A 17973-nucleotide genomic window follows, 5' to 3' on the forward strand; every position below is an offset into this window, starting at 1 on the left:
GCCGCCAGCGTTCGTCCTGAGCCAGGATCAAACTCTCCGAGGTATGCAGGATGCATATCACACATGCGTTGCTACACGATGTAGCGAACTTAGCATGTGATCATTTCCTGCCTCGCCAGTTTGACTGACTACCTATGAAGTATCATAGGATTTTTTTATAAAAACTCGAATTAACAGGTACGTTTTGTCTTGTTTAGTTTTCAAAGATCATGTTCATTATCGCTCAGAGGCGACTTTCTTAATATAACATTTGAGCACCGTATGCGTCAAGTGTTTTTTAGAATTTCTTTTTGTCAGCTTTTCTTTCAAAGCAACTCAGTTGCTCGTTAGCGACGTTTAATAATATACCATCATAACATTCATGCGTCAATATCTTTTTTCACAAAATATCCTCGATGATAGATTTTTTGTCCCTTTGTCTCAATTGGCTCCACTTGAACAATTCCTTTTTCCACAAAGAAATCAATCATCACGCTAAGGTCAGGCGTGAAATACTTTAGATCAGGGTGTGCAAGAAGCTCACCAAAAAGCCATATATCCTTCTGTTCCATGACATGACGCAAATGAGCGGCGCCAATTTCTGCTTTTGAGTGGATCAAAAAATCATTTGCTAAAAATAAAAGTTCCAAACGCTTATGCAGACTCTCATGGCTTTCAATCAGTTCTGAATAAAGTTTGTATACTTCCGGCTCCATATGACGCACTTGGTTCCAAACGGTCACCTCTGGGTGGAAGCCTTTATCAATTACTTCAATACGTGCTAAGTGATGCAGGGCATGCACAATGGAATTATATGCATCAAGGAATTGATTTGACTCAAAAAATGCTTTTCCTTCTATATATCTGCGAATGAGCTTGCCATATTCTAAACCGATTTTGAGCTTGCGGTTTGAAAACGGGAATGTACTTAATTCATCAATTAAGTTGAAGATATATTCATTTCGATCAAACAGAACTTTTCCATTTAAAATCCAATCGATGATTCGTCGGTTAGTACCGAGGGTAATCCATTCCTTCAGTTGATCATCTGTGACAACGTTTAAAGAAGCTGTTTGGTGATCGGATTCATAGTGCTTGATAAATAACGGCTCTTCCGCTTCTTTTACGATGACTAAAAGTGCTGCATCAAAGTTATCCGTCTCAGAAGATACTTTATGTCTTCTTTCTACTATAATCACAGCTAATGTATCTGGATGGCTTGCTCTCTCTTGATAAATAGGACGGAGAAGATTTTCCATAGTGATTCCTCCAATACTCGGGTGTAAAGTTCTTCTCTAATGCTATGTATTTCTCCTCATAGAATCAAAATTCCTTCAATACATGAAAAAAGATCATTGAATCATTATAAGCAATTTATTCACAAAACTCTATAACTAATTCAAACGGAAAGGTAAAATGTGCTATATTGGAGACAAGGGGGACTAGGGATGGCGAAATACTCCAGTAAGATTAATAAAATCAGAACATTTGCACTTAGTTTGGTTTTTGTTGGCTTTCTGATCATGTATATCGGTGTGTTCTTCAAGGAATCGATCTGGCTGTCGACTTTCTTTATGCTGCTCGGCGTCTTATCGATTGGATTAAGTACAGCCGTTTACTTTTGGATTGGTATGCTTTCTACGAAGGCAGTACGTGTCGTTTGTCCAGGCTGTGAGAAGGAAACAAAAGTGCTTGGGCGGGTGGACATGTGCATGCATTGCAGGGAGCCGCTTACACTTGATCCAACATTAGAAGGTAAAGAGTTTGATGAATCCTACAATCGAAAAAAGTCATAAAAATAAGCTGACCATTTAACCGGTCAGCTTTTTTCATTAATGATTTTCTTTTTTCGCACATTCTTGACAAGTTCCATAGATCTCCAAGCGATGATGACTAACTTTAAAGCCCGTCACATGGGATGCAAGCTGTTCAACTTCATCAAGGCCAGGATAGTGAAAGTCCACGATTTTTCCGCAGTTTTCACAAATCGCATGGTAATGGTCAGATGTCGCAAAATCAAATCGGCTTGAGGAATCACCATACGTTAATTCCTTTACTAATCCAGATTCCCGGAAGACTCGTAAATTGTTGTAAACCGTTGCGACACTCATATTTGGAAATTTTCCTTCAAGTGCTTTATATATATCGTCTGCGGTTGGGTGAGTCATAGAATTTACGAGAAACTCCAAGATGGCATGGCGCTGCGGAGTAATTCGAACACCGGTTTCTTTTAGAGCATCTAAAGCGTCTTTTAGTTCGTGAGCAGCCATTTCATCATGCACCTCTCTTCAAAAATATTCTTATATTGTAATCTTTATAAATAGTGTACCCCCAGAGCCGAAACTTTGTCAATTACAATCCTCTTTTTTACCTATTCTTCCTTACAAAAAAGACCGGCATGACTGCCGATCTCATCCTGTTAGGATATTAAGCGTGAGCTTTCAATTCCTCAAGCGCTTCCTCTACGTGGTCTTTTACCTTTACTTTTCGCCATTCTTTCACAAGCGTGCCCTCTTTATTAATAAGAAACGTTGAACGCTCGATTCCCATATATTCTTTGCCAAAGTTCTTTTTCAGCTTCCATACGCCAAAGGCTTCAGACAATTTCTGTTCATCATCTACAAGGAGCAGGAACGGCAAATCATGTTTTTCTTTAAACTTTTGGTGCTTGTCCTGACTGTCTGGGCTTACGCCGATAACGACAGCATCTAGCTCTGCAAAGCTTTGATGGCGGTCGCGGAAATCACATGCTTCTGTTGTACAGCCTGGTGTCATATCTTTTGGATAGAAATAAAGGACAATATGTTTTCCTTTAAAATCAGAAAGCTTTACTTTCTCCCCATTGTCACCGGTTAATTCAATGTCAGGTACTTGCTGCCCTACTTCGATTGTCATGACACAATCCCTCCAACCTATTTTTTAATTAGCCTATCCAATTTTGAGAGGATATTCAACTAAGGACGCTTGCATCGGCATGTTAAAATAATGATAGACGACGTGATACGTTGAGATAGGAGGCTATTTATGAAATTCACAGAATCAGAAAAATTACATCAAGAGGCGCTGGAGCACATTGTTGGAGGTGTCAACAGCCCGTCTCGTTCATATAAAGCAGTAGGCGGCGGTTCACCCGTTGCGATGGAAAGAGGAGAAGGCGCTTATTTTTGGGATGTTGACGGAAACCGTTATATCGATTATCTAGCAGCATACGGTCCAATTATTACAGGACACGCCCACCCGCATATTACAAAAGCCATCACGAAAGCGGCTGAAGCAGGTGTCCTTTACGGAACACCAACGAAGCATGAAGTCACTTTTGCTAAAATGCTGAAGGAAGCCATGCCTGCTTTGGACAAAGTTCGTTTTGTCAATTCAGGTACAGAAGCGGTGATGACAACGATTCGAGTGGCTCGCGCATATACAGGCAGAACAAAAATCATTAAGTTTGCCGGGTGTTATCACGGCCACTCTGATCTTGTACTAGTGGCAGCTGGCTCTGGCCCTTCCACTTTAGGAACACCTGATTCCGCGGGTGTACCAAAGAGTATCGCCAATGAAGTCATTACCGTTCCATTTAATGATATTGACAGCTATAAAGAAGCATTAGATCGCTGGGGAGATGAAGTAGCAGCTGTCCTTGTCGAGCCAATTGTCGGGAACTTCGGCATCGTGGAACCTAAGGACGGTTTCCTGCAGCAGGTCAATGACCTCACACATGAAAAAGGCGCACTGGTCATTTATGATGAAGTCATTACCGCTTTCCGCTTTATGTATGGCGGTGCACAGGACTTGCTTCAAGTAAAACCTGACCTTACTGCATTAGGAAAAATTATTGGCGGCGGACTTCCTATCGGAGCTTACGGCGGTAAAAAAGAAATTATGGAACAAGTTGCTCCGCTTGGACCAGCCTATCAAGCTGGCACAATGGCAGGAAATCCTGCATCCATTCTTTCAGGTATTGCCTGCTTGGAAGTGTTAAAAGAAGACGGCGTTTACGAACGTCTTGATCAGCTTGGCGCTATGTTAGAAGAAGGCATTTTAGCCCATGCCAAAAAGCATCAAGTAAATATTACTGTGAATCGCTTAAAAGGTGCTCTCACAATTTATTTCACAACAGAAACGATTGTGAACTACGAACAGGCTGAAAATACGGATGGCGAAATGTTTGCCCGCTTCTTCAAATTAATGCTCACGCAAGGCATTAACCTCGCTCCTTCTAAATATGAAGCTTGGTTCTTAACGATCGCACATACTGAAAAAGATATTTCTGAGACGCTGCAAGCAGTAGATCATGCATTTGCACAGCTGAAACAATCATAATGATGTCCAAAACAGGCGTAAAAACATGCGCCTGTTTTTTTATTGACCAACTCTTGTTTGTCAAAAGCGTGCGAATCTGTTACATTTCTTCTCAATACCTTCTTTAGATGTTTTCATGAACTTTCAAAAATCACTTGAATATTTCGGAAGACCGCTGTATATTACTTAGTTGTTTCATCAAAATATGAATGATAAATGACGAGTGATCATCTATTATCGAAAAGAAAGGAATGCAGGGACAAAACCAATGAAACTTGGAGCCCGTATTTTAAAAACTGGTATTGCCATTGTACTCGCGCTTTACCTGGCAACATGGCTTGGGTTGCCAACGCCCGTCTTCGCGGGAATTGCAGCTGTATTTGCTATCCAGCCATCTATTTATCGATCTTTTTTAACCATTGTTGATCAAGTGCAAGCCAATATTATTGGAGCAGCGCTTGCCATTACGTTCGGTCTGCTTTTTGGCACAGGACCAGTCATTATCGGTTTAACCGCCGTCATGGTCATCGCCATTAATTTAAAGCTGAAGATTGAACACACCATTCCGATTGCACTTGTAACCGTCATCGCGATTTTAGAAAGTGCAGGGGATCATTTCCTTTCCTTTGCCTTAATCCGAACAGCTACTGTGGTGTTAGGAGTTCTTTCTTCATTTTTAGTGAATTTAATCTTCTTGCCGCCAAAGTATGAAACAAAGCTTGTTCATCACATTATGGAAAATACGGAGGAGATTTTAAAATGGATCCGTCTGACCTCCAGACAGTCTACTGATCATTCCACTTTAAAGGATGACATCGATCAAATAAAAGAACGCATGATCAAATTAGATCACATTTACTTGTTATACAAAGAGGAACGAAGCTATTTAAAGAAAACCACCTATGTCAAATCAAGAAAGCTTGTTTTGTTCAGGCAGGCCATTATGACATCAAATCGCGCGCTGTATTTGCTGAAAAAGCTTCATAAATTAGAAAATGAAATTCATTTGATGCCAGAGCATTTCAGGGAAAGCTTAACGGATGAAATTGATTATTTACTGTATTGGCATGAGCGCACCTTGATGAAATTCGTCGGAAAAATGAAGCCGCAGGACGATGAATTTCAAAATGAATGCTCTCTTCGCCTTGAGACGTTAACGAAATCATTTATTCAGCATCAGCAAAACCAAGAAAACGACTTACTCGATTACAACATGCTGAATGTCATGTCCAGCATCATCGAATACCGTGATGAATTAGAACATTTAGATACATTGATTACAAGCTTCCAGACGTATCACCCAAAAGATAGTGAGATTGAGACAGAAGAAAAAGAAGCATAAATAGAAAAGACCGATTCCTAGAATCGGTCTTAAATTGTTGACAAAGAGCTAAAATGATCTTGATTTAGCTCTTTGTCTTCTTTTCAGCGTGACCTGAAAACCTTTGCAGTCTAGGAAGAACGAGTACCGGAGCGGAGCGAATTGAGTATTCGTGAGCACCGGCACGCAGGACTGACACCGAATGCGAGGGTTTGCCCGCGCGCTGAGACCGATTCTGAGAATCGGTCTTATTTTATTTTCTTCATTTTAGGATCCAGTGTGTCTCTTAATCCATCCCCCATCAGGTTAAAGCCTAGAACCGTCAGCATGATTGCTATCCCTGGGAAGAATAATGTCCAAGGGGCTTGAACGAGATAAGGTCTCGCATCGGCGAGCATTTTCCCCCATTCTGGACTTGGCGCCTGTGCACCTAACCCTAAAAAGCCTAAAGCGGCTGCCTCAATAATTGCCGTTCCGATTGCTAGCGTTGCCTGTACAATGACTGGGACCATACTATTTGGCAGAATGTGACGCAGTACGATGCGGCGGTGTGACATTCCCACCGCCTTTGCTGCCAGCACGTATTCTTCTTGTTTAATACTCAGCACTTTTGAACGAACGAGCCGTCCAAAGGTTGGGACATTGATAATCGCAATGGCAATAAGGGCATTTTGTAAGGAGGGGCCTAGAATGGAGACAATAGCAATCGCTAATAGAATGCTAGGAAAAGCAAGTAAAATATCAAACAATCTGGAGATCACAGCATCTAGCACTCTTCCTCCATAGCCAGCTATCAATCCAAGCAGTGTGCCTAAAATGACAGACCCGAGGACCGAGAAGAAGCCGACCCATAAGGAAATCCGTGCACCATGCACAACTCTTGAAAAGATATCTCTGCCAAAATCATCCGTACCAAACCAGTGTGCAGCTGAAGGAGCACTAAATCGCTCACCGAGTGATTGTTCATTGATTCCATAAGGAGCAATGAGCGGGGCAAAGATTGCTAGGATGAGAAATAAAAAGACTATTACACTGCCGATAACCGCCAGCTTGTGCTGAAAGAACTGTTTCATCGATTCAAGAATCAATGATTGAGGGCGTTCATCTTTTGGCTGAGGTGGGTCAAGCTCTTTTTGTGCTTCCATATTGTCACTCTCCCTCCTTAATATTTAATCCTTGGATCAATGACCGCATACAAGATGTCCACAATGAAATTGATCAGGACAAATATAAACGCAACGACGAGAATGCCTGTTTGAATGACTGGGTAATCACGATAACTGATGGCGTCATATATATACCGGCCAATCCCCGGCCAAGCAAAAATGGTTTCTGTTAAAATCGCTCCACCAAGCAAGAGGCCTGTCTGAAGACCAATAATCGTCAAGATCGGAATGAGCGCATTTTTCAGACCATGCTGATAAATGATGAACAATGAACGTACCCCTTTTGCTTTTGCTGTTCGAATAAAGTCTGAATGAAGCACTTCCAGCATACTTGCCCTTGTAATTCTCGCAATAATCGCAGCAGGGATTGTGGCGAGTGCTGTACTTGGTAAGATCAAATGCTTGATACTGTCAGCGAATTGATCAAACCGGCCTTGCAAAAGCGTGTCCAGTGTATGAATATACGTGATCGACTCCACTGGATTCCTTACGTCTTCTCGGCCCGTTGTCGGCAAAATACCTAATTCGATCGAGAACAGCCACTGCCCCATTAAGCCTAACCAGAAAATCGGCATGGACACTCCGATAAGTGCAATAAACATCGCGGCATAATCAAAGAAAGAATGCTTAAACCAAGCACTAATGATTCCGGCATTCACTCCCACAACAATCGCCAGCACCATGGCAAAAAAGGTCAATTCTAACGTCGCAAATAAGTAAGGCTTCATTTCCTGGGCAATAGCCGCTCCTGTTCGAATAGAAGTCCCTAAATCCCCTTTTAAAAGGCCAAGCATATAATGACCGTATTGAACATACCATGGCTGATCTAAACCGAGCTGGATCGTTAATTGTTCTACTGCCTCTTTCGTTGCCCGCTGTCCTAAGATGACCTGCGCTGGATTTCCAGGTATAAAACGAATAATTGAAAACACGACCAATGTCATTCCGATCAGTACTGGGATGAGCATTCCTGCCCGCTTCATACAATAAGCAAACAAACAGCTTTCACCGCCTTCATCTTTGTTTGAATAAGGGAGATACAAGATCTCCCTTATTTGCTTATTCGAAATACACGTCAGTTAAAGCCTCTGAGCCAGTTGGATGCGGCTGGTAGCCTTTTAAATCATTAGATGCGGTAAGCATTGGAATTGAATGCACCAATGGAATCCAAGGCGCTTCGTCATGAATGATTTCCTGCGCTTTTTTATACAGCTCATTTCGTTTCTTTTGATCTGTGTCTGTTTGCGCTTCAATGAGGATGTCATGCATTTTATCGTTTTCGAAGAATGTATAGTTGTTTCCGCCAATGCTGTCTTTGTCCAGCAGTGTGTAAATGAAATTATCAGGATCGCCATTGTCGCCTGTCCAGCCTAATAAGAACACATCTGCTTCCCCTTTACTTGCTTTATCTAAATAGGTCGCCCAGTCATATGTGACAATTTCTGCTTTGACACCGACTTTTTCAAAATTTGACTGAATGACTTCTGCTACCTTCATCCCATCTGGCATGTATGGACGTGGTACAGGCATCGCCCAAAGTTTGATGCGAAAGCCATCAGGGAAGCCCGCTTCTTTTAATAGTTCTTTCGCTTTTTCTGGATCATACGGATATGGCTCAATGTCATCATTGTAGCCTTCTAAAGCTGGCGGCAATGGATTTTTTGCGGGCTCAGCAAGTCCGCCATAAAATGACTCAATAATCGATTCTTTATCGACCGCATAATTGAGTGCCTGACGAACCAGCTTGTTATCAAGCGGCTTTCTTGTGACGGTCAGACCGATATAGCCTACGTTCATCGATGGTCTTTCAATGAGCTGGAGTGCTTTGTCGGTTTTAATGCCATCTAAATCTGACGGATTCACGCCATCCATTAAGTCGATCTCGCCTGTTTTAAGGGCATTTAAACGAGCAGAGTTTTCTGGAATGGAGCGGAAGATGATTTGATTCAGCTTTGGTTTATCCTTCTCCCAATAATCGTCATTCTTTTCTAACACGATACGGTCGTTTTGCTTCCACTCTTTAAACTTGAATGGTCCTGTCCCCACCGGATTTTCTCTAAATGAATCACCGCTTTTTTCAATAGCCGCTGGACTGGCAATGCCAAATGGTGACATAGCGATGTTTTTAAGGAATGTTGCCTGCGGGCGCTTTAGCTGAAATTCAATTTCATGCTCGCCTTTGACGATGATGTCTTTAATGACATGCCCTTTATCTTTTTTATAGCCGCCAAACATGCCATAGTAAGGGAACTTTTCTGCGTCTCCATTCATCCAGCGGTCAAAGTTGAATTTCACTGCTTCTGCGTTAAAATCTGTGCCATCGTGAAATTTCACACCTTCTCTTAAGTAGAACGTGTATGATTTTCCGTCCTTTGCAACATCCCATTCTGTTGCGAGGCCAGGATGGATGGTCGTGTCTTTCTCACCGTAATTCAAAAGCTTTTCAAATATATTCTCTGTGACCTTGAAGGTTTCACCTTCTGTCGTTGTGATTGGATCTAGTGAAGTGGAATCTCCCCCTCTGCCAAATACGAGGGTGTCTTTTGTTGCTTTTTCTTCCGATGTCGGTGATGATGAGCATCCCCCTAAAAAGAGCGCCAGTGCCAGCACAAAAATGAAACTACTGAATAACCATGTCTTCTTCATTGTGTTCCTCCTTTTGATATAAATAACATGCAGCCGCATGTCCCGATTCCTTCTCATACAAAGCAGGAACTGCTTTCAGGCATTTCTCCCATCTTTTTGGACACCTTTTGTAGAAAGGACAGCCGCCGCGTTCCGCCATTGTGGTCTCTTCTGCTGCCACATCTTGCGACTCTAGTACGTGATCCATATGTGGAATGGATTTCAGAAGCAGCGACGTATAGGGATGAAGCGGGCTGTGAAACACCTCTTCGGCAGGCCCCATCTCGACAATGCGCCCAGCATACATGACGGCGATCCGGTCGCTCATATATCTGACAACCCCAAGGTCGTGAGAAATAAATAGATACGTCAGAGAAAGCGTCTTTTGTAATTCAAGCATCAAATTCAAAATTTGCGCTTGAACGGATACATCTAAAGCCGAAACTGGTTCATCGGCAATGACAAGACTTGGGTGCGTAATGAGCGCTCTAGCAATGCCAATACGCTGCCTTTGTCCGCCGCTGAATTGGTGCGCATAACGTTCCCCGTAGGAAGGATCAAATCCAACAATGTGCAGCATCTCTTTAACCCGTTTCCGTCTTTCTGCTTTCGTCCCATGATGATGAACAATCAGCGGTTCCTCTAAAATATCTTTGATTTTCATTCTCGGATTTAAAGAAGCATAAGGATCTTGAAAGATCATTTGAATATCTTTTCTTAAGGAACGCATGTCTCGTTCTTTCAGAAGGGTGATCTCCTGCCCTTTTAATTGAATAGAGCCTGACGTCGGTTCAGTCAATCTCATTAGGCTTTTGCCAAGTGTTGATTTCCCGCAGCCTGATTCACCAACAATGCCAAGCGTTTCTCCTTCCTTCACGTGAAAGGACACTTGATTTAAAGCCAAAGTCGATTGTTTATGTTTAGAAAAAAAAGCGGCTGTGTCATAGCGTTTTGTCAGCTGATTCACTTGCAAGAGTGGGTGACTCAGTGTCTTCTCCTCCTTCCATTAGAAAACATGCCACGCGGTGATCGTGTTCAATGGATTGTAAGGCTGGATCTGTTTCAAGACATTGCGCCATTTGATATGGGCAGCGTGGTGCAAATTGACAGCCGGACCGGATGGCCCCTGGCTTAGGCACATGACCTGCAATAGAGATGAGTTTTTCTTTTTTCTCTTTAAACGATGGGACTGAGGCGAAAAGACCTTTCGTGTAGGGATGCAGAGGTTTTTGAAAAATACGGTCAACGGTTCCTTCTTCTACAATTCGACCGGCATACATAATCATGACTCGCTGGCATATTTGCCGCACCACGCCTAGATCGTGAGTAATAAATAAAATAGCAGTGTCCATCTCTTCGTTCAGCTTTTTGAGCAGACGAAGGATTTGCGCTTGGATGGTGACATCAAGTGCAGTTGTCGGTTCATCAGCGATCATGAGCTTTGGGTGACAAAGCATTGCCATCGCAATCATGACACGCTGGCGCATGCCGCCTGATAATTCGTGTGGATATTTTTTCAGCAGTGATTTTGCTTGCTTCAATCCGACAGTTTGAAGCAGATCAACCGCCTTCGCTTTTGCTTCTTTTTGACCGATTGCTTGATGTGTGAAAAGGGCTTCCGTCATTTGTTTGCCGATGGTCATTAATGGGTTCAGAGAGGTCATGGGCTCTTGGAAAATCATCGAAATGTCATTTCCTCTTATCTCTCGCCACTCTTTCTCTGAAAGTGACAGCAGATTTTGCCCTTCGAAATGAATCTCGCCCGTTGTATCTGTTTGCTGATTCAGTCCCATTAATGACATGCTTGTGATACTTTTCCCGCAGCCAGATTCGCCCACAATCCCTAACGTTTCTCCTTTTTGAATTGAGAACGATATGTGATGGACGATGGGCACTTTTTGCTTTTTCTGCTGAAACGCAATGGACAGCTGTTTGACATCTAGCAGCACGTCTTGTTCTTTCACATATTCACCACCCCGTCATACTTTTTAAAATTGTATTGAGACAAGCTGGGAAATATGTCATGTTTTTGACAACATAAAAAAGCCTATCCGCTAGAATCGGATAGGCTTCTACTAATTTAATGTTTGAATGGTAAATAAATGACGATAGTGGCTGTCTCGGTTCATTAATTCTTCGTGTGTTCCTTTTTCCACAATTTCGCCTTGTTCCATGACCACAATTTGGTCAGCATGTGTAATGGTTGATAAGCGGTGTGCGACAATAAAGGTTGTGCGGTCCTTCGCCAGCTTTTGCATCGCTTCTTGAATGTAATGCTCACTTTCTAAATCAAGTGCAGACGTCGCTTCGTCTAAAATCAACAGCGGTGGATTTTTTAGAAATACCCTTGCAATGGAAATCCGCTGTTTTTGTCCGCCTGACAGCTTTACGCCCCGTTCTCCTACTTTCGTGTCATATCCTTCAGGAAGAGACATAATAAAATCATGTGCATTTGCCGCTTTTGCAGCCGACACGATTTTTTCAAAAGGTGCTTCAGGGTCACCAACCGCAATATTTTCTTTAATCGTGTCACTGAATAGGAATGTATCCTGCAGCACCATTCCGACTTGATTTCGAAGACTTCTTGCTTTGTACTCTTTTATATCAATGCCGTCAATTTCAAGTGACCCGTTTGTGACATCATAAAACCTTGGAATTAAGCTGACGAGTGTCGATTTTCCTCCACCACTCATTCCTACAAGCGCAACCGTTTGTCCTTTTTCTACTTTCAAGGAGATATTGTGCAGAATCTCTTCCTGCGTGTGTTCATAACGAAACGACACATGTTTAAACTCTACCTCTCCTTTTAAATGATTGGCTTCTTTTGCATGCGGCCGGTCTGTGACCTCATATGGCTCATCAATAAACTCAAAGATCCGATCCATTGATGCAACGGACTGGGTTAGCGTCGTGGATGAGTTAATGAGACGGCGAATCGGATTGTACATCCGGTCAATATAGCCGACAAAGGCGATCATCGTCCCAATTGAAAGTGACCCGTTAATCACGGTGTAACCCGCAAATGCAATGATTAACAGCGGCGCAATGTCGGTGATGGTATTGACGACAGCAAATGTTTTGGCGTTCCAATTCGTATGGTTGATTGCTTTGTTTAAGAAATTTTTATTTTCATCATGAAAATTCTCTTGTTCATATTCTTCAATCGCAAAGCTGCGAATGACCGGCATTCCTTGAACACGCTCGTGCAAATGCCCTTGCACTTCAGCCAGCGCCTGTGACCGCTCTTTTGTGAGCTTGCGAAGTCGTCCGTAAAAATACTTTACTGCAAACGCGTATAGCGGAAAAATAATGACAGACACGATGGTGAGCTTCAGATCCAGTGTACACATAATAGCGATCACGATCAGTACAGTCATCATATCCAGCCAAATGTTCATAAGACCTGTGATAACAAATTCCTTTGTCTGCTCCACATCGTTGATCACTCTTGAAATAATTTCTCCTGTTCTCGTGTTGGCATAATAACGAAGACTTAGCTTTTGAATATGCGAGAACAGCTTTTCCCGAATATCAAATAATACCTTACTGCCTGTCCACTGTGCGTAGTATTGTCTATAGTATTCAACAGGCGGCCTCATCACTAAAAATAATACGAGCATGATTCCCATTATGATCAGTAGAGTTGATGTCTTTTCTTCAGGCGACCCCGAGCCTTGAATGACATCATCAATGACATACTTTAAAAGCAGAGGCAATGTTAACGGAATCGAGAATTTAATCATCCCGATGACCATTGTTAATGCAATCTGTTTTTTATACGGTGTTACAAAAGCCATGTAGCGTTTAATGACCCCCATGTAAATCTCCTTCCCAATCTATCAGTGCCTCTTATCCGTACGCAGTCAAAAACCTGTTAGCCTAAAAAGCCAAACAGGTTTTTTGATGCTCTTGCTTATTTTGTATAATGTAAAAAACGTTCATACCACATATCCACAAATTCAGGAGCAAACGGACCTTTCCGCTGGTGAATCCAATGCAGTAATGTATTCAGATGCTCTCTTAAGATACTATCGATTTCTTTTGGATAATTCATCTGCCTCTTATGATCTGCATATTCGTCCTCATCCAAAATATTGTACGTCATGTCTGGAAAGACTTTGACGTCTAAATCGTAATCAATATACTTAATTGCCTCATCATCTGTCGCAAAAGGAGAGCTGATGTTACAGTAATAATATACCCCATCATCTCTAAGCATCCCAATTACATTAAACCATTGTTTTGCATGGAAATAGCAAATAGCCGGTTCTCTCGTCATCCAAGTACGGCCGTCGGATTCAGTCACCATTGTACGGTCGTTTGCACCAATGATACACAATTCCGTTGCTTTCAGAATGGTGGTTTCATTCCAAATCCTGTGGATCAAGCCATTGTGTTTATAGCTTTGAATTTGGATGGTTTCTCCTTCCTTGGGATAGCCCATATTTTCTCCCCTACTTTCTATAACAAACAAACCTAACAGTCCAAAGACCTAATTTCCCAACTAAACATGTCTCTATTATATTATACCGTTACATCATTAAAAAATGAAATGAAAAAGCCATTCAACCCAATTGAACGGCACACTGACTTACATCACGCTAGAACTCTTTTCCATCTGTTTATATGAATTGATAACCTCTTCTGTCTGTTTTGTAAATAAGGTTTGCACTTTTTGCAGTTCCTCACGTTTCTGTTTGATCTGAACACAAAGCCTGTGCCACTCTTCTTTTTTTTCATCCTGCAGCAATTTTTTTTCTGTTTCTAAACATAGATCGAGCTCTCCCTGCACGTCGAGCAGCTGATCCATGAGCTGCATTTGTTCTTTTACAAGCTGATCGAAATCAGACATCTAACTCCTCCCTTTTCATCGAATCCACTTTTTGTCTGTATACCATTTCTTGAAAGAAGGAGGAAATCCTTTGACTGTTTATGTAGAGGTTTTACAGGTTTTGTCGGATGGTGGTGAGAGGCAAAAAGAAAAGCACTTCATTCGTATATGAAGTGCTTTCCTTTGTTTCAGTGATTAGCTGTTTTGTTGTTTGTTTTGCTCAGCTTTTTGGTTGTATTTTTTTACTTGCTGTACGTCAGTCTCACTAGCAAATTCAGTGCCGTATTGACCGCCTTGTGCAGAAGCTTGGTTTTGTTTCTTCACTTGTTGTGCGTTTGTTTTGTTTTGTTGTTGATCCATCATTATCACCTCCACGCACATTAATTTGTGCAGAAGGTGTACATCCTATTCATGATTTTTTTAAACAAGCAAAGAACGTCCGCCATCGACAATAATCGTCTGGCCTCTAATCATGTCTGCTTTGCCTGATACAAGGAATTCCACGCTGTCGACCATGTCTTTAATTTCCACCATTCGGCCGGCAGGTGTATTTTTCTTCGCATCTTCTAAAAGCTCTTCTCGGTTCGGGAAGTGCTTGAGAGCATCGGTATCGATCGCGCCGCCTGATACAGCGTTGACGACGATATTTTTTTGTGAAAGCTCCACTGAAAGGTAACGTGTCAAAGCTTCTAGTGCTGCTTTTGATACGCCGACTACTGTGTAATTTTCAAGGTAACGGATGGAGCCAAGAGAGCTAATGCTGACGATATGTCCGCCGCCGTTTTTCTCCATTAGTTTCGCCGCTTCTTGTCCGCAGAATAACAAGGCTTTCGCATTGATATTCATCGTCCAGTCCCAATGATTTTCTTCAAGGTCCATGATTGGACGCTGAACACCTGATGCCGCATTGTTTACAAATACATCTAAACGGCCAAAGGTTTCATCAATTTGCTGAAACATGTCTTTGATTTTCTCAGGCTGGCCTACATTGGCTTTAACAACCAATGTTTTAACACCCATCGCTTCAATTTCTTCCGCTGTTTCAAGTGCAGCTTTTTTGCTTCTCGCATAGTTAATGACAATGTCATATCCTTTTTCCGCGAGGCGAAGGGCCACTTCTTTCCCTACTCCTCTGCTGCTTCCTGTGATTAATGCACATTTACGTTGACTCATTATGGTTCATCTCCTGATTTGAATAGTTTTCGTTCATTCGCTTCACACTAATAGGAAAGTTCCTATTAGGAGGTTACATTCATGTATGTCGGACGCGATTTAAGCCAGCTTGGCATGATGTCCAAGGATCAATGGAAAGATACTGAGCTTGCTTATTTTCATCATGCTTTCCAACAAATTTTACCTTATTTGAATGAAGAAGGGCAATCTAAGTATCGAGAAATCATATCAGAAATCGAAGACCGTGGGGGTCTGCACCGGAATGAAGCTGATTATACCCACGGTACAACGGTTAAATACGACTAGGCTGTTCAAGTGCCAGCTTCCAAATTTTTTGGTGTGAGACTGGCAAAGCATACGCCTCAAATTCTTCTGTTGTGACTTTTTTCAGCATCGTGTCATCAGATATAGAGGTAACTCGTCCAAAGAAAACAGAAATATTCCATATGAGGTGGGTAAATACATGCTGGATGGTGCCTTCTAGATCACCAAGCTCCGCTTGTACACCCGCCTCCTCTTTTAAGAAATCAATGAGCTGCTCTTTTTCCGTTTTTCTTCCCTTTGTTGTTTCCATGTTAGGGAATTCCCATAAATTCGCAAGGAGGCCTGTACTTGGCCGCTTATGAATATATAGGTTGCCTGCGTCATCAAATAACACCGCTGCTGCCATTGATTTCGCAGTCGGCTTTTTCTTTTTGCTTTTCACTGGGAGCTCATGCTGAACGCCTTCCTCGAATGCCGAGCAATGCATGTTCACAGGGCAAATGAGGCAGGCAGGGGATGTTGGGGTGCAAATGAGCGCACCTAGCTCCATCAGCCCTTGATTAAATTCTGACGGCTTTTCCCGGGAAATGAGCTGATCGACCGCAAATTCGAAAATATTTCTCGTTTTTGGTTTTGCAATATCATCCCATATGGACAAAATACGAGAAATGACCCTCATCACGTTGCCGTCTACCGCAGGATACGGCTTGTTATAGGCAATACTCAGCACTGCGCCGCTCGTATATGGGCCTACACCTTTGAGCTTTGAAAATTGCTCTTTCGTATTAGGGACAATGCCATCGTAGGATTCATATACTTCTTTCACTGCTGCCTGCAAATTACGTACTCTTGAGTAGTAGCCAAGACCTTCCCATGCTTTCATGACCTTTTCTTCATCAGCTAAAGCGAGATCCTTCACCGTCGGGAATTGCTCCATAAACCGGTTGAAGTACGGAATGACCGTATCTACTCTCGTTTGCTGAAGCATCACTTCTGATACCCAGACACGGTATGGATCTTGATTTTCACGCCATGGCAATGTTCGTTGTTCTTTTTCATACCAATCAATTAAATCATGCTGAAAGCCCGCAATATCTTTGCGGTCCAGCTTTTCTTGAATGTCTTTCATATCTATACTCCTTCTCATTGGACCGAGGGCTAACGTTCTGAATAGAACCTTATTTGTTGTATACTGTTTGTAGATACGTTAACATGTTACATTAAATCGGGATAAAGCAAAAGTGATTTTGCACATAGTCTTGATTGGAGACGTATACTTTGTATGATTGTTCCTAAGCATGACAACTAGGAGGTAATCAATTGGACACTGGCACTCATGTAGTAATGGGCATTTCTCTTGGGGGACTTGCACTTTTAGATCCAGCCGTCAGCGCAGATCCACACATGGCACACGCCGTGATGATCGCGACCATCGCCGGCTCCCAAGCACCAGACATTGATACTGTGCTAAAACTAAAAAATAATGCGGTTTATATAAGAAATCACCGAGGATTTACACATTCCATTCCGGCTGTACTGTTTTGGTCATTGCTGATTCCAGCTGTGATTTTCCCATTTGTGCCGGGGGCGAATTTACTTCACCTTTGGTTATGGACACTATTAGCCGTTGTGCTTCATGTGTTTGTCGATATTTTCAATGCATACGGTACGCAGGCCATTCGTCCATTTTCGAAGAAATGGGTAGCGCTTGGAATCATTAATACGTTTGATCCGTTTATCTTTTTTACACACCTTGTCGCCATAGTCGTTTGGGCGATTGGCGGACATCCCGGCTATACGTTTATTACGCTGTATGCAGTGATTTTCTGTTACTATATCGTCAGGGTCATCATGCAGCTTCAGATTAAACGTCAGCTGCGTGCTCGATTCGACGAAATTGAAGAGATTATTATTTCGCCTACAATGAAGTTCAGACAATGGCGCATTGCCGTGAAATGTAAATCCTCTTTCCATGTTGGGCGCAGTATGAACGGAGAGGTTGTCATTTTAGACACCTTTAACCGTGTGCCGGTCCCTGACACAGAGATTATGAAAATTGCCAAACAAGATGAAAACATTTCAGCCTTTCTCTCCTTCTCCCCTGTCTATCGGTGGGAAGTGGATAAATACAAGGATCATTACGAGGTGCGGTTCATTGATTTGCGCTACCGAAGCAAAGGTCATTATCCTTTTGTCGCAATCTGCCATATCGACATGGACCACCAAATCAAAAATTCCTATACCGGCTGGATTTTCAGTGAAGAAAAACTGCAAAAAAAATTAAGACTCGGCTCTGTGTGAGCGAGTCTTTTTTT

At 42.3% G+C, this 17973-nt stretch carries 18 protein-coding genes and 1 pseudogene; 5 read left to right on the forward strand and 14 right to left on the reverse strand.

Translation table 11 applies throughout. The features are described 5' to 3' along the window. Positions 1–359 precede the first annotated feature (359 nt). Positions 360–1238, reverse strand: coding sequence for a nucleotidyltransferase-like protein (locus tag ACP69X_RS15540; protein ID WP_024425790.1), 879 nt, complete (start codon positions 1236–1238; stop codon positions 360–362). A 189-nt stretch (positions 1239–1427) separates the two neighbouring features. Between ACP69X_RS15540 and ACP69X_RS15545 the strand changes: the two genes are divergently transcribed. After that, positions 1428–1775 (forward strand): YgzB family protein, encoded by a 348-nt coding sequence (locus ACP69X_RS15545; RefSeq protein WP_047203845.1) that lies wholly within the window; start codon positions 1428–1430, stop codon positions 1773–1775. Between the two features lie 36 nt (positions 1776–1811). Here the strand turns inward: ACP69X_RS15545 and perR are convergent, their stop codons facing one another. After that, the gene (perR, locus tag ACP69X_RS15550) at positions 1812–2249 is read right to left on the reverse strand and encodes a peroxide-responsive transcriptional repressor PerR (protein ID WP_012009347.1); all 438 of its coding nucleotides are present in this window, start codon (positions 2247–2249) and stop codon (positions 1812–1814) included. Between the two features lie 157 nt (positions 2250–2406). After that, a complete protein-coding gene (bcp, locus tag ACP69X_RS15555; RefSeq protein ID WP_423359691.1) occupies positions 2407–2874 on the reverse strand; it encodes a thioredoxin-dependent thiol peroxidase in 468 nt (155 codons plus the stop codon). Between the two features lie 129 nt (positions 2875–3003). On the opposite strand from bcp, the gene ACP69X_RS15560 reads away from it, so the two are divergent. Together ACP69X_RS15560 and ACP69X_RS15565 are read left to right on the forward strand one after the other, a co-directional pair. Then, the gene (locus ACP69X_RS15560) at positions 3004–4299 is read left to right on the forward strand and encodes a glutamate-1-semialdehyde 2,1-aminomutase (protein ID WP_426052832.1); all 1296 of its coding nucleotides are present in this window, start codon (positions 3004–3006) and stop codon (positions 4297–4299) included. 247 nt (positions 4300–4546) lie between these two features. After that, positions 4547–5620, forward strand: a complete 1074-nt coding sequence (locus tag ACP69X_RS15565) for an FUSC family protein (RefSeq protein ID WP_024425203.1) — start codon at positions 4547–4549, stop codon at positions 5618–5620. Between the two features lie 227 nt (positions 5621–5847). Here ACP69X_RS15565 and ACP69X_RS15570 read toward each other — a convergent pair whose 3' ends face one another. The 10 genes and pseudogenes from ACP69X_RS15570 to fabL all read right to left on the reverse strand — a co-directional run bounded on the left by ACP69X_RS15570 (position 5848) and on the right by fabL (position 15394). Next, positions 5848–6744: an ABC transporter permease gene (locus ACP69X_RS15570; protein ID WP_048240058.1), complete on the reverse strand. Its 897-nt coding sequence runs from the start codon at positions 6742–6744 to the stop codon at positions 5848–5850. Between the two features lie 17 nt (positions 6745–6761). Further along, positions 6762–7763, reverse strand: a complete 1002-nt coding sequence (locus ACP69X_RS15575) for an ABC transporter permease (protein WP_073978608.1) — start codon at positions 7761–7763, stop codon at positions 6762–6764. Positions 7764–7824: 61 nt separating this feature from the next. Then, complete coding sequence (locus ACP69X_RS15580) at positions 7825–9411, reverse strand: ABC transporter substrate-binding protein (RefSeq protein ID WP_426052833.1); 1587 nt, start codon at positions 9409–9411, stop codon at positions 7825–7827. After that, positions 9386–10363 carry an ABC transporter ATP-binding protein gene (locus tag ACP69X_RS15585; protein WP_080772273.1) on the reverse strand — a complete coding sequence of 326 codons (978 nt, stop codon included), beginning with the start codon at positions 10361–10363 and terminating at the stop codon, positions 9386–9388. Before ACP69X_RS15585 ends, ACP69X_RS15580 begins: the two co-directional genes overlap by 26 nt. Then, entirely contained in the window at positions 10332–11354 is a 1023-nt protein-coding gene (locus tag ACP69X_RS15590) for an ABC transporter ATP-binding protein (RefSeq protein ID WP_305960733.1), read from the reverse strand. The genes ACP69X_RS15585 and ACP69X_RS15590 overlap by 32 nt, the downstream gene beginning before the upstream one ends. 111 nt (positions 11355–11465) lie before the next feature. Beyond that, entirely contained in the window at positions 11466–13208 is a 1743-nt protein-coding gene (locus ACP69X_RS15595) for an ABC transporter ATP-binding protein (protein ID WP_338527684.1), read from the reverse strand. Positions 13209–13303: 95 nt separating this feature from the next. Then, a complete protein-coding gene (ntdP, locus tag ACP69X_RS15600) occupies positions 13304–13834 on the reverse strand; it encodes a nucleoside tri-diphosphate phosphatase (RefSeq protein WP_024425209.1) in 531 nt (176 codons plus the stop codon). A gap of 147 nt (positions 13835–13981) precedes the next feature. Next, the gene (locus ACP69X_RS15605; protein WP_041087355.1) at positions 13982–14242 is read right to left on the reverse strand and encodes a YgaB family protein; all 261 of its coding nucleotides are present in this window, start codon (positions 14240–14242) and stop codon (positions 13982–13984) included. Between the two features lie 174 nt (positions 14243–14416). Next, a pseudogene (locus ACP69X_RS15610) lies at positions 14417–14566 on the reverse strand (gamma-type small acid-soluble spore protein); the annotation flags it as partial. Positions 14567–14641: 75 nt separating this feature from the next. Continuing rightward, on the reverse strand, positions 14642–15394 hold the full coding sequence (gene fabL / locus ACP69X_RS15615; RefSeq protein WP_024425211.1) for an enoyl-[acyl-carrier-protein] reductase FabL: 753 nt from the start codon (positions 15392–15394) through the stop codon (positions 14642–14644). An 81-nt stretch (positions 15395–15475) separates the two neighbouring features. Between fabL and ACP69X_RS15620 the strand changes: the two genes are divergently transcribed. Continuing rightward, complete coding sequence (locus ACP69X_RS15620; RefSeq protein ID WP_003217808.1) at positions 15476–15700, forward strand: hypothetical protein; 225 nt, start codon at positions 15476–15478, stop codon at positions 15698–15700. Here ACP69X_RS15620 and mutY read toward each other — a convergent pair. Continuing rightward, the gene (mutY, locus tag ACP69X_RS15625) at positions 15687–16787 is read right to left on the reverse strand and encodes an A/G-specific adenine glycosylase (protein ID WP_041087351.1); all 1101 of its coding nucleotides are present in this window, start codon (positions 16785–16787) and stop codon (positions 15687–15689) included. The two genes, ACP69X_RS15620 and mutY, sit on opposite strands and share 14 nt — an antisense overlap. 191 nt (positions 16788–16978) lie before the next feature. On the opposite strand from mutY, the gene ACP69X_RS15630 reads away from it, so the two are divergent. Then, positions 16979–17959: a metal-dependent hydrolase gene (locus ACP69X_RS15630; RefSeq protein WP_034623275.1), complete on the forward strand. Its 981-nt coding sequence runs from the start codon at positions 16979–16981 to the stop codon at positions 17957–17959. The last annotated feature ends 14 nt before the right edge of the window (positions 17960–17973 follow it).

This window comes from Bacillus sp. DC4300-2b2 (assembly GCF_049895685.1).
GTDB classification, from domain to species: Bacteria; Bacillota; Bacilli; order Bacillales; family Bacillaceae; genus Bacillus; species Bacillus safensis.

Coding starts and splice junctions, on each gene's coding strand:
- ACP69X_RS15540 (WP_024425790.1), bottom strand. CDS start 1,238: ATGGAAAATCTTCTCCGTCCTATTTATCAAGAGAGAGCAAGCCATCCA.
- ACP69X_RS15545 (WP_047203845.1), top strand. CDS start 1,428: ATGGCGAAATACTCCAGTAAGATTAATAAAATCAGAACATTTGCACTT.
- perR (WP_012009347.1), bottom strand. CDS start 2,249: ATGGCTGCTCACGAACTAAAAGACGCTTTAGATGCTCTAAAAGAAACC.
- bcp (WP_423359691.1), bottom strand. CDS start 2,874: ATGACAATCGAAGTAGGGCAGCAAGTACCTGACATTGAATTAACCGGT.
- ACP69X_RS15560 (WP_426052832.1), top strand. CDS start 3,004: ATGAAATTCACAGAATCAGAAAAATTACATCAAGAGGCGCTGGAGCAC.
- ACP69X_RS15565 (WP_024425203.1), top strand. CDS start 4,547: ATGAAACTTGGAGCCCGTATTTTAAAAACTGGTATTGCCATTGTACTC.
- ACP69X_RS15570 (WP_048240058.1), bottom strand. CDS start 6,744: ATGGAAGCACAAAAAGAGCTTGACCCACCTCAGCCAAAAGATGAACGC.
- ACP69X_RS15580 (WP_426052833.1), bottom strand. CDS start 9,411: ATGAAGAAGACATGGTTATTCAGTAGTTTCATTTTTGTGCTGGCACTG.
- ACP69X_RS15595 (WP_338527684.1), bottom strand. CDS start 13,208: ATGGGGGTCATTAAACGCTACATGGCTTTTGTAACACCGTATAAAAAA.
- ntdP (WP_024425209.1), bottom strand. CDS start 13,834: ATGGGCTATCCCAAGGAAGGAGAAACCATCCAAATTCAAAGCTATAAA.
- ACP69X_RS15605 (WP_041087355.1), bottom strand. CDS start 14,242: ATGTCTGATTTCGATCAGCTTGTAAAAGAACAAATGCAGCTCATGGAT.
- fabL (WP_024425211.1), bottom strand. CDS start 15,394: ATGAGTCAACGTAAATGTGCATTAATCACAGGAAGCAGCAGAGGAGTA.
- ACP69X_RS15620 (WP_003217808.1), top strand. CDS start 15,476: ATGTATGTCGGACGCGATTTAAGCCAGCTTGGCATGATGTCCAAGGAT.
- mutY (WP_041087351.1), bottom strand. CDS start 16,787: ATGAAAGACATTCAAGAAAAGCTGGACCGCAAAGATATTGCGGGCTTT.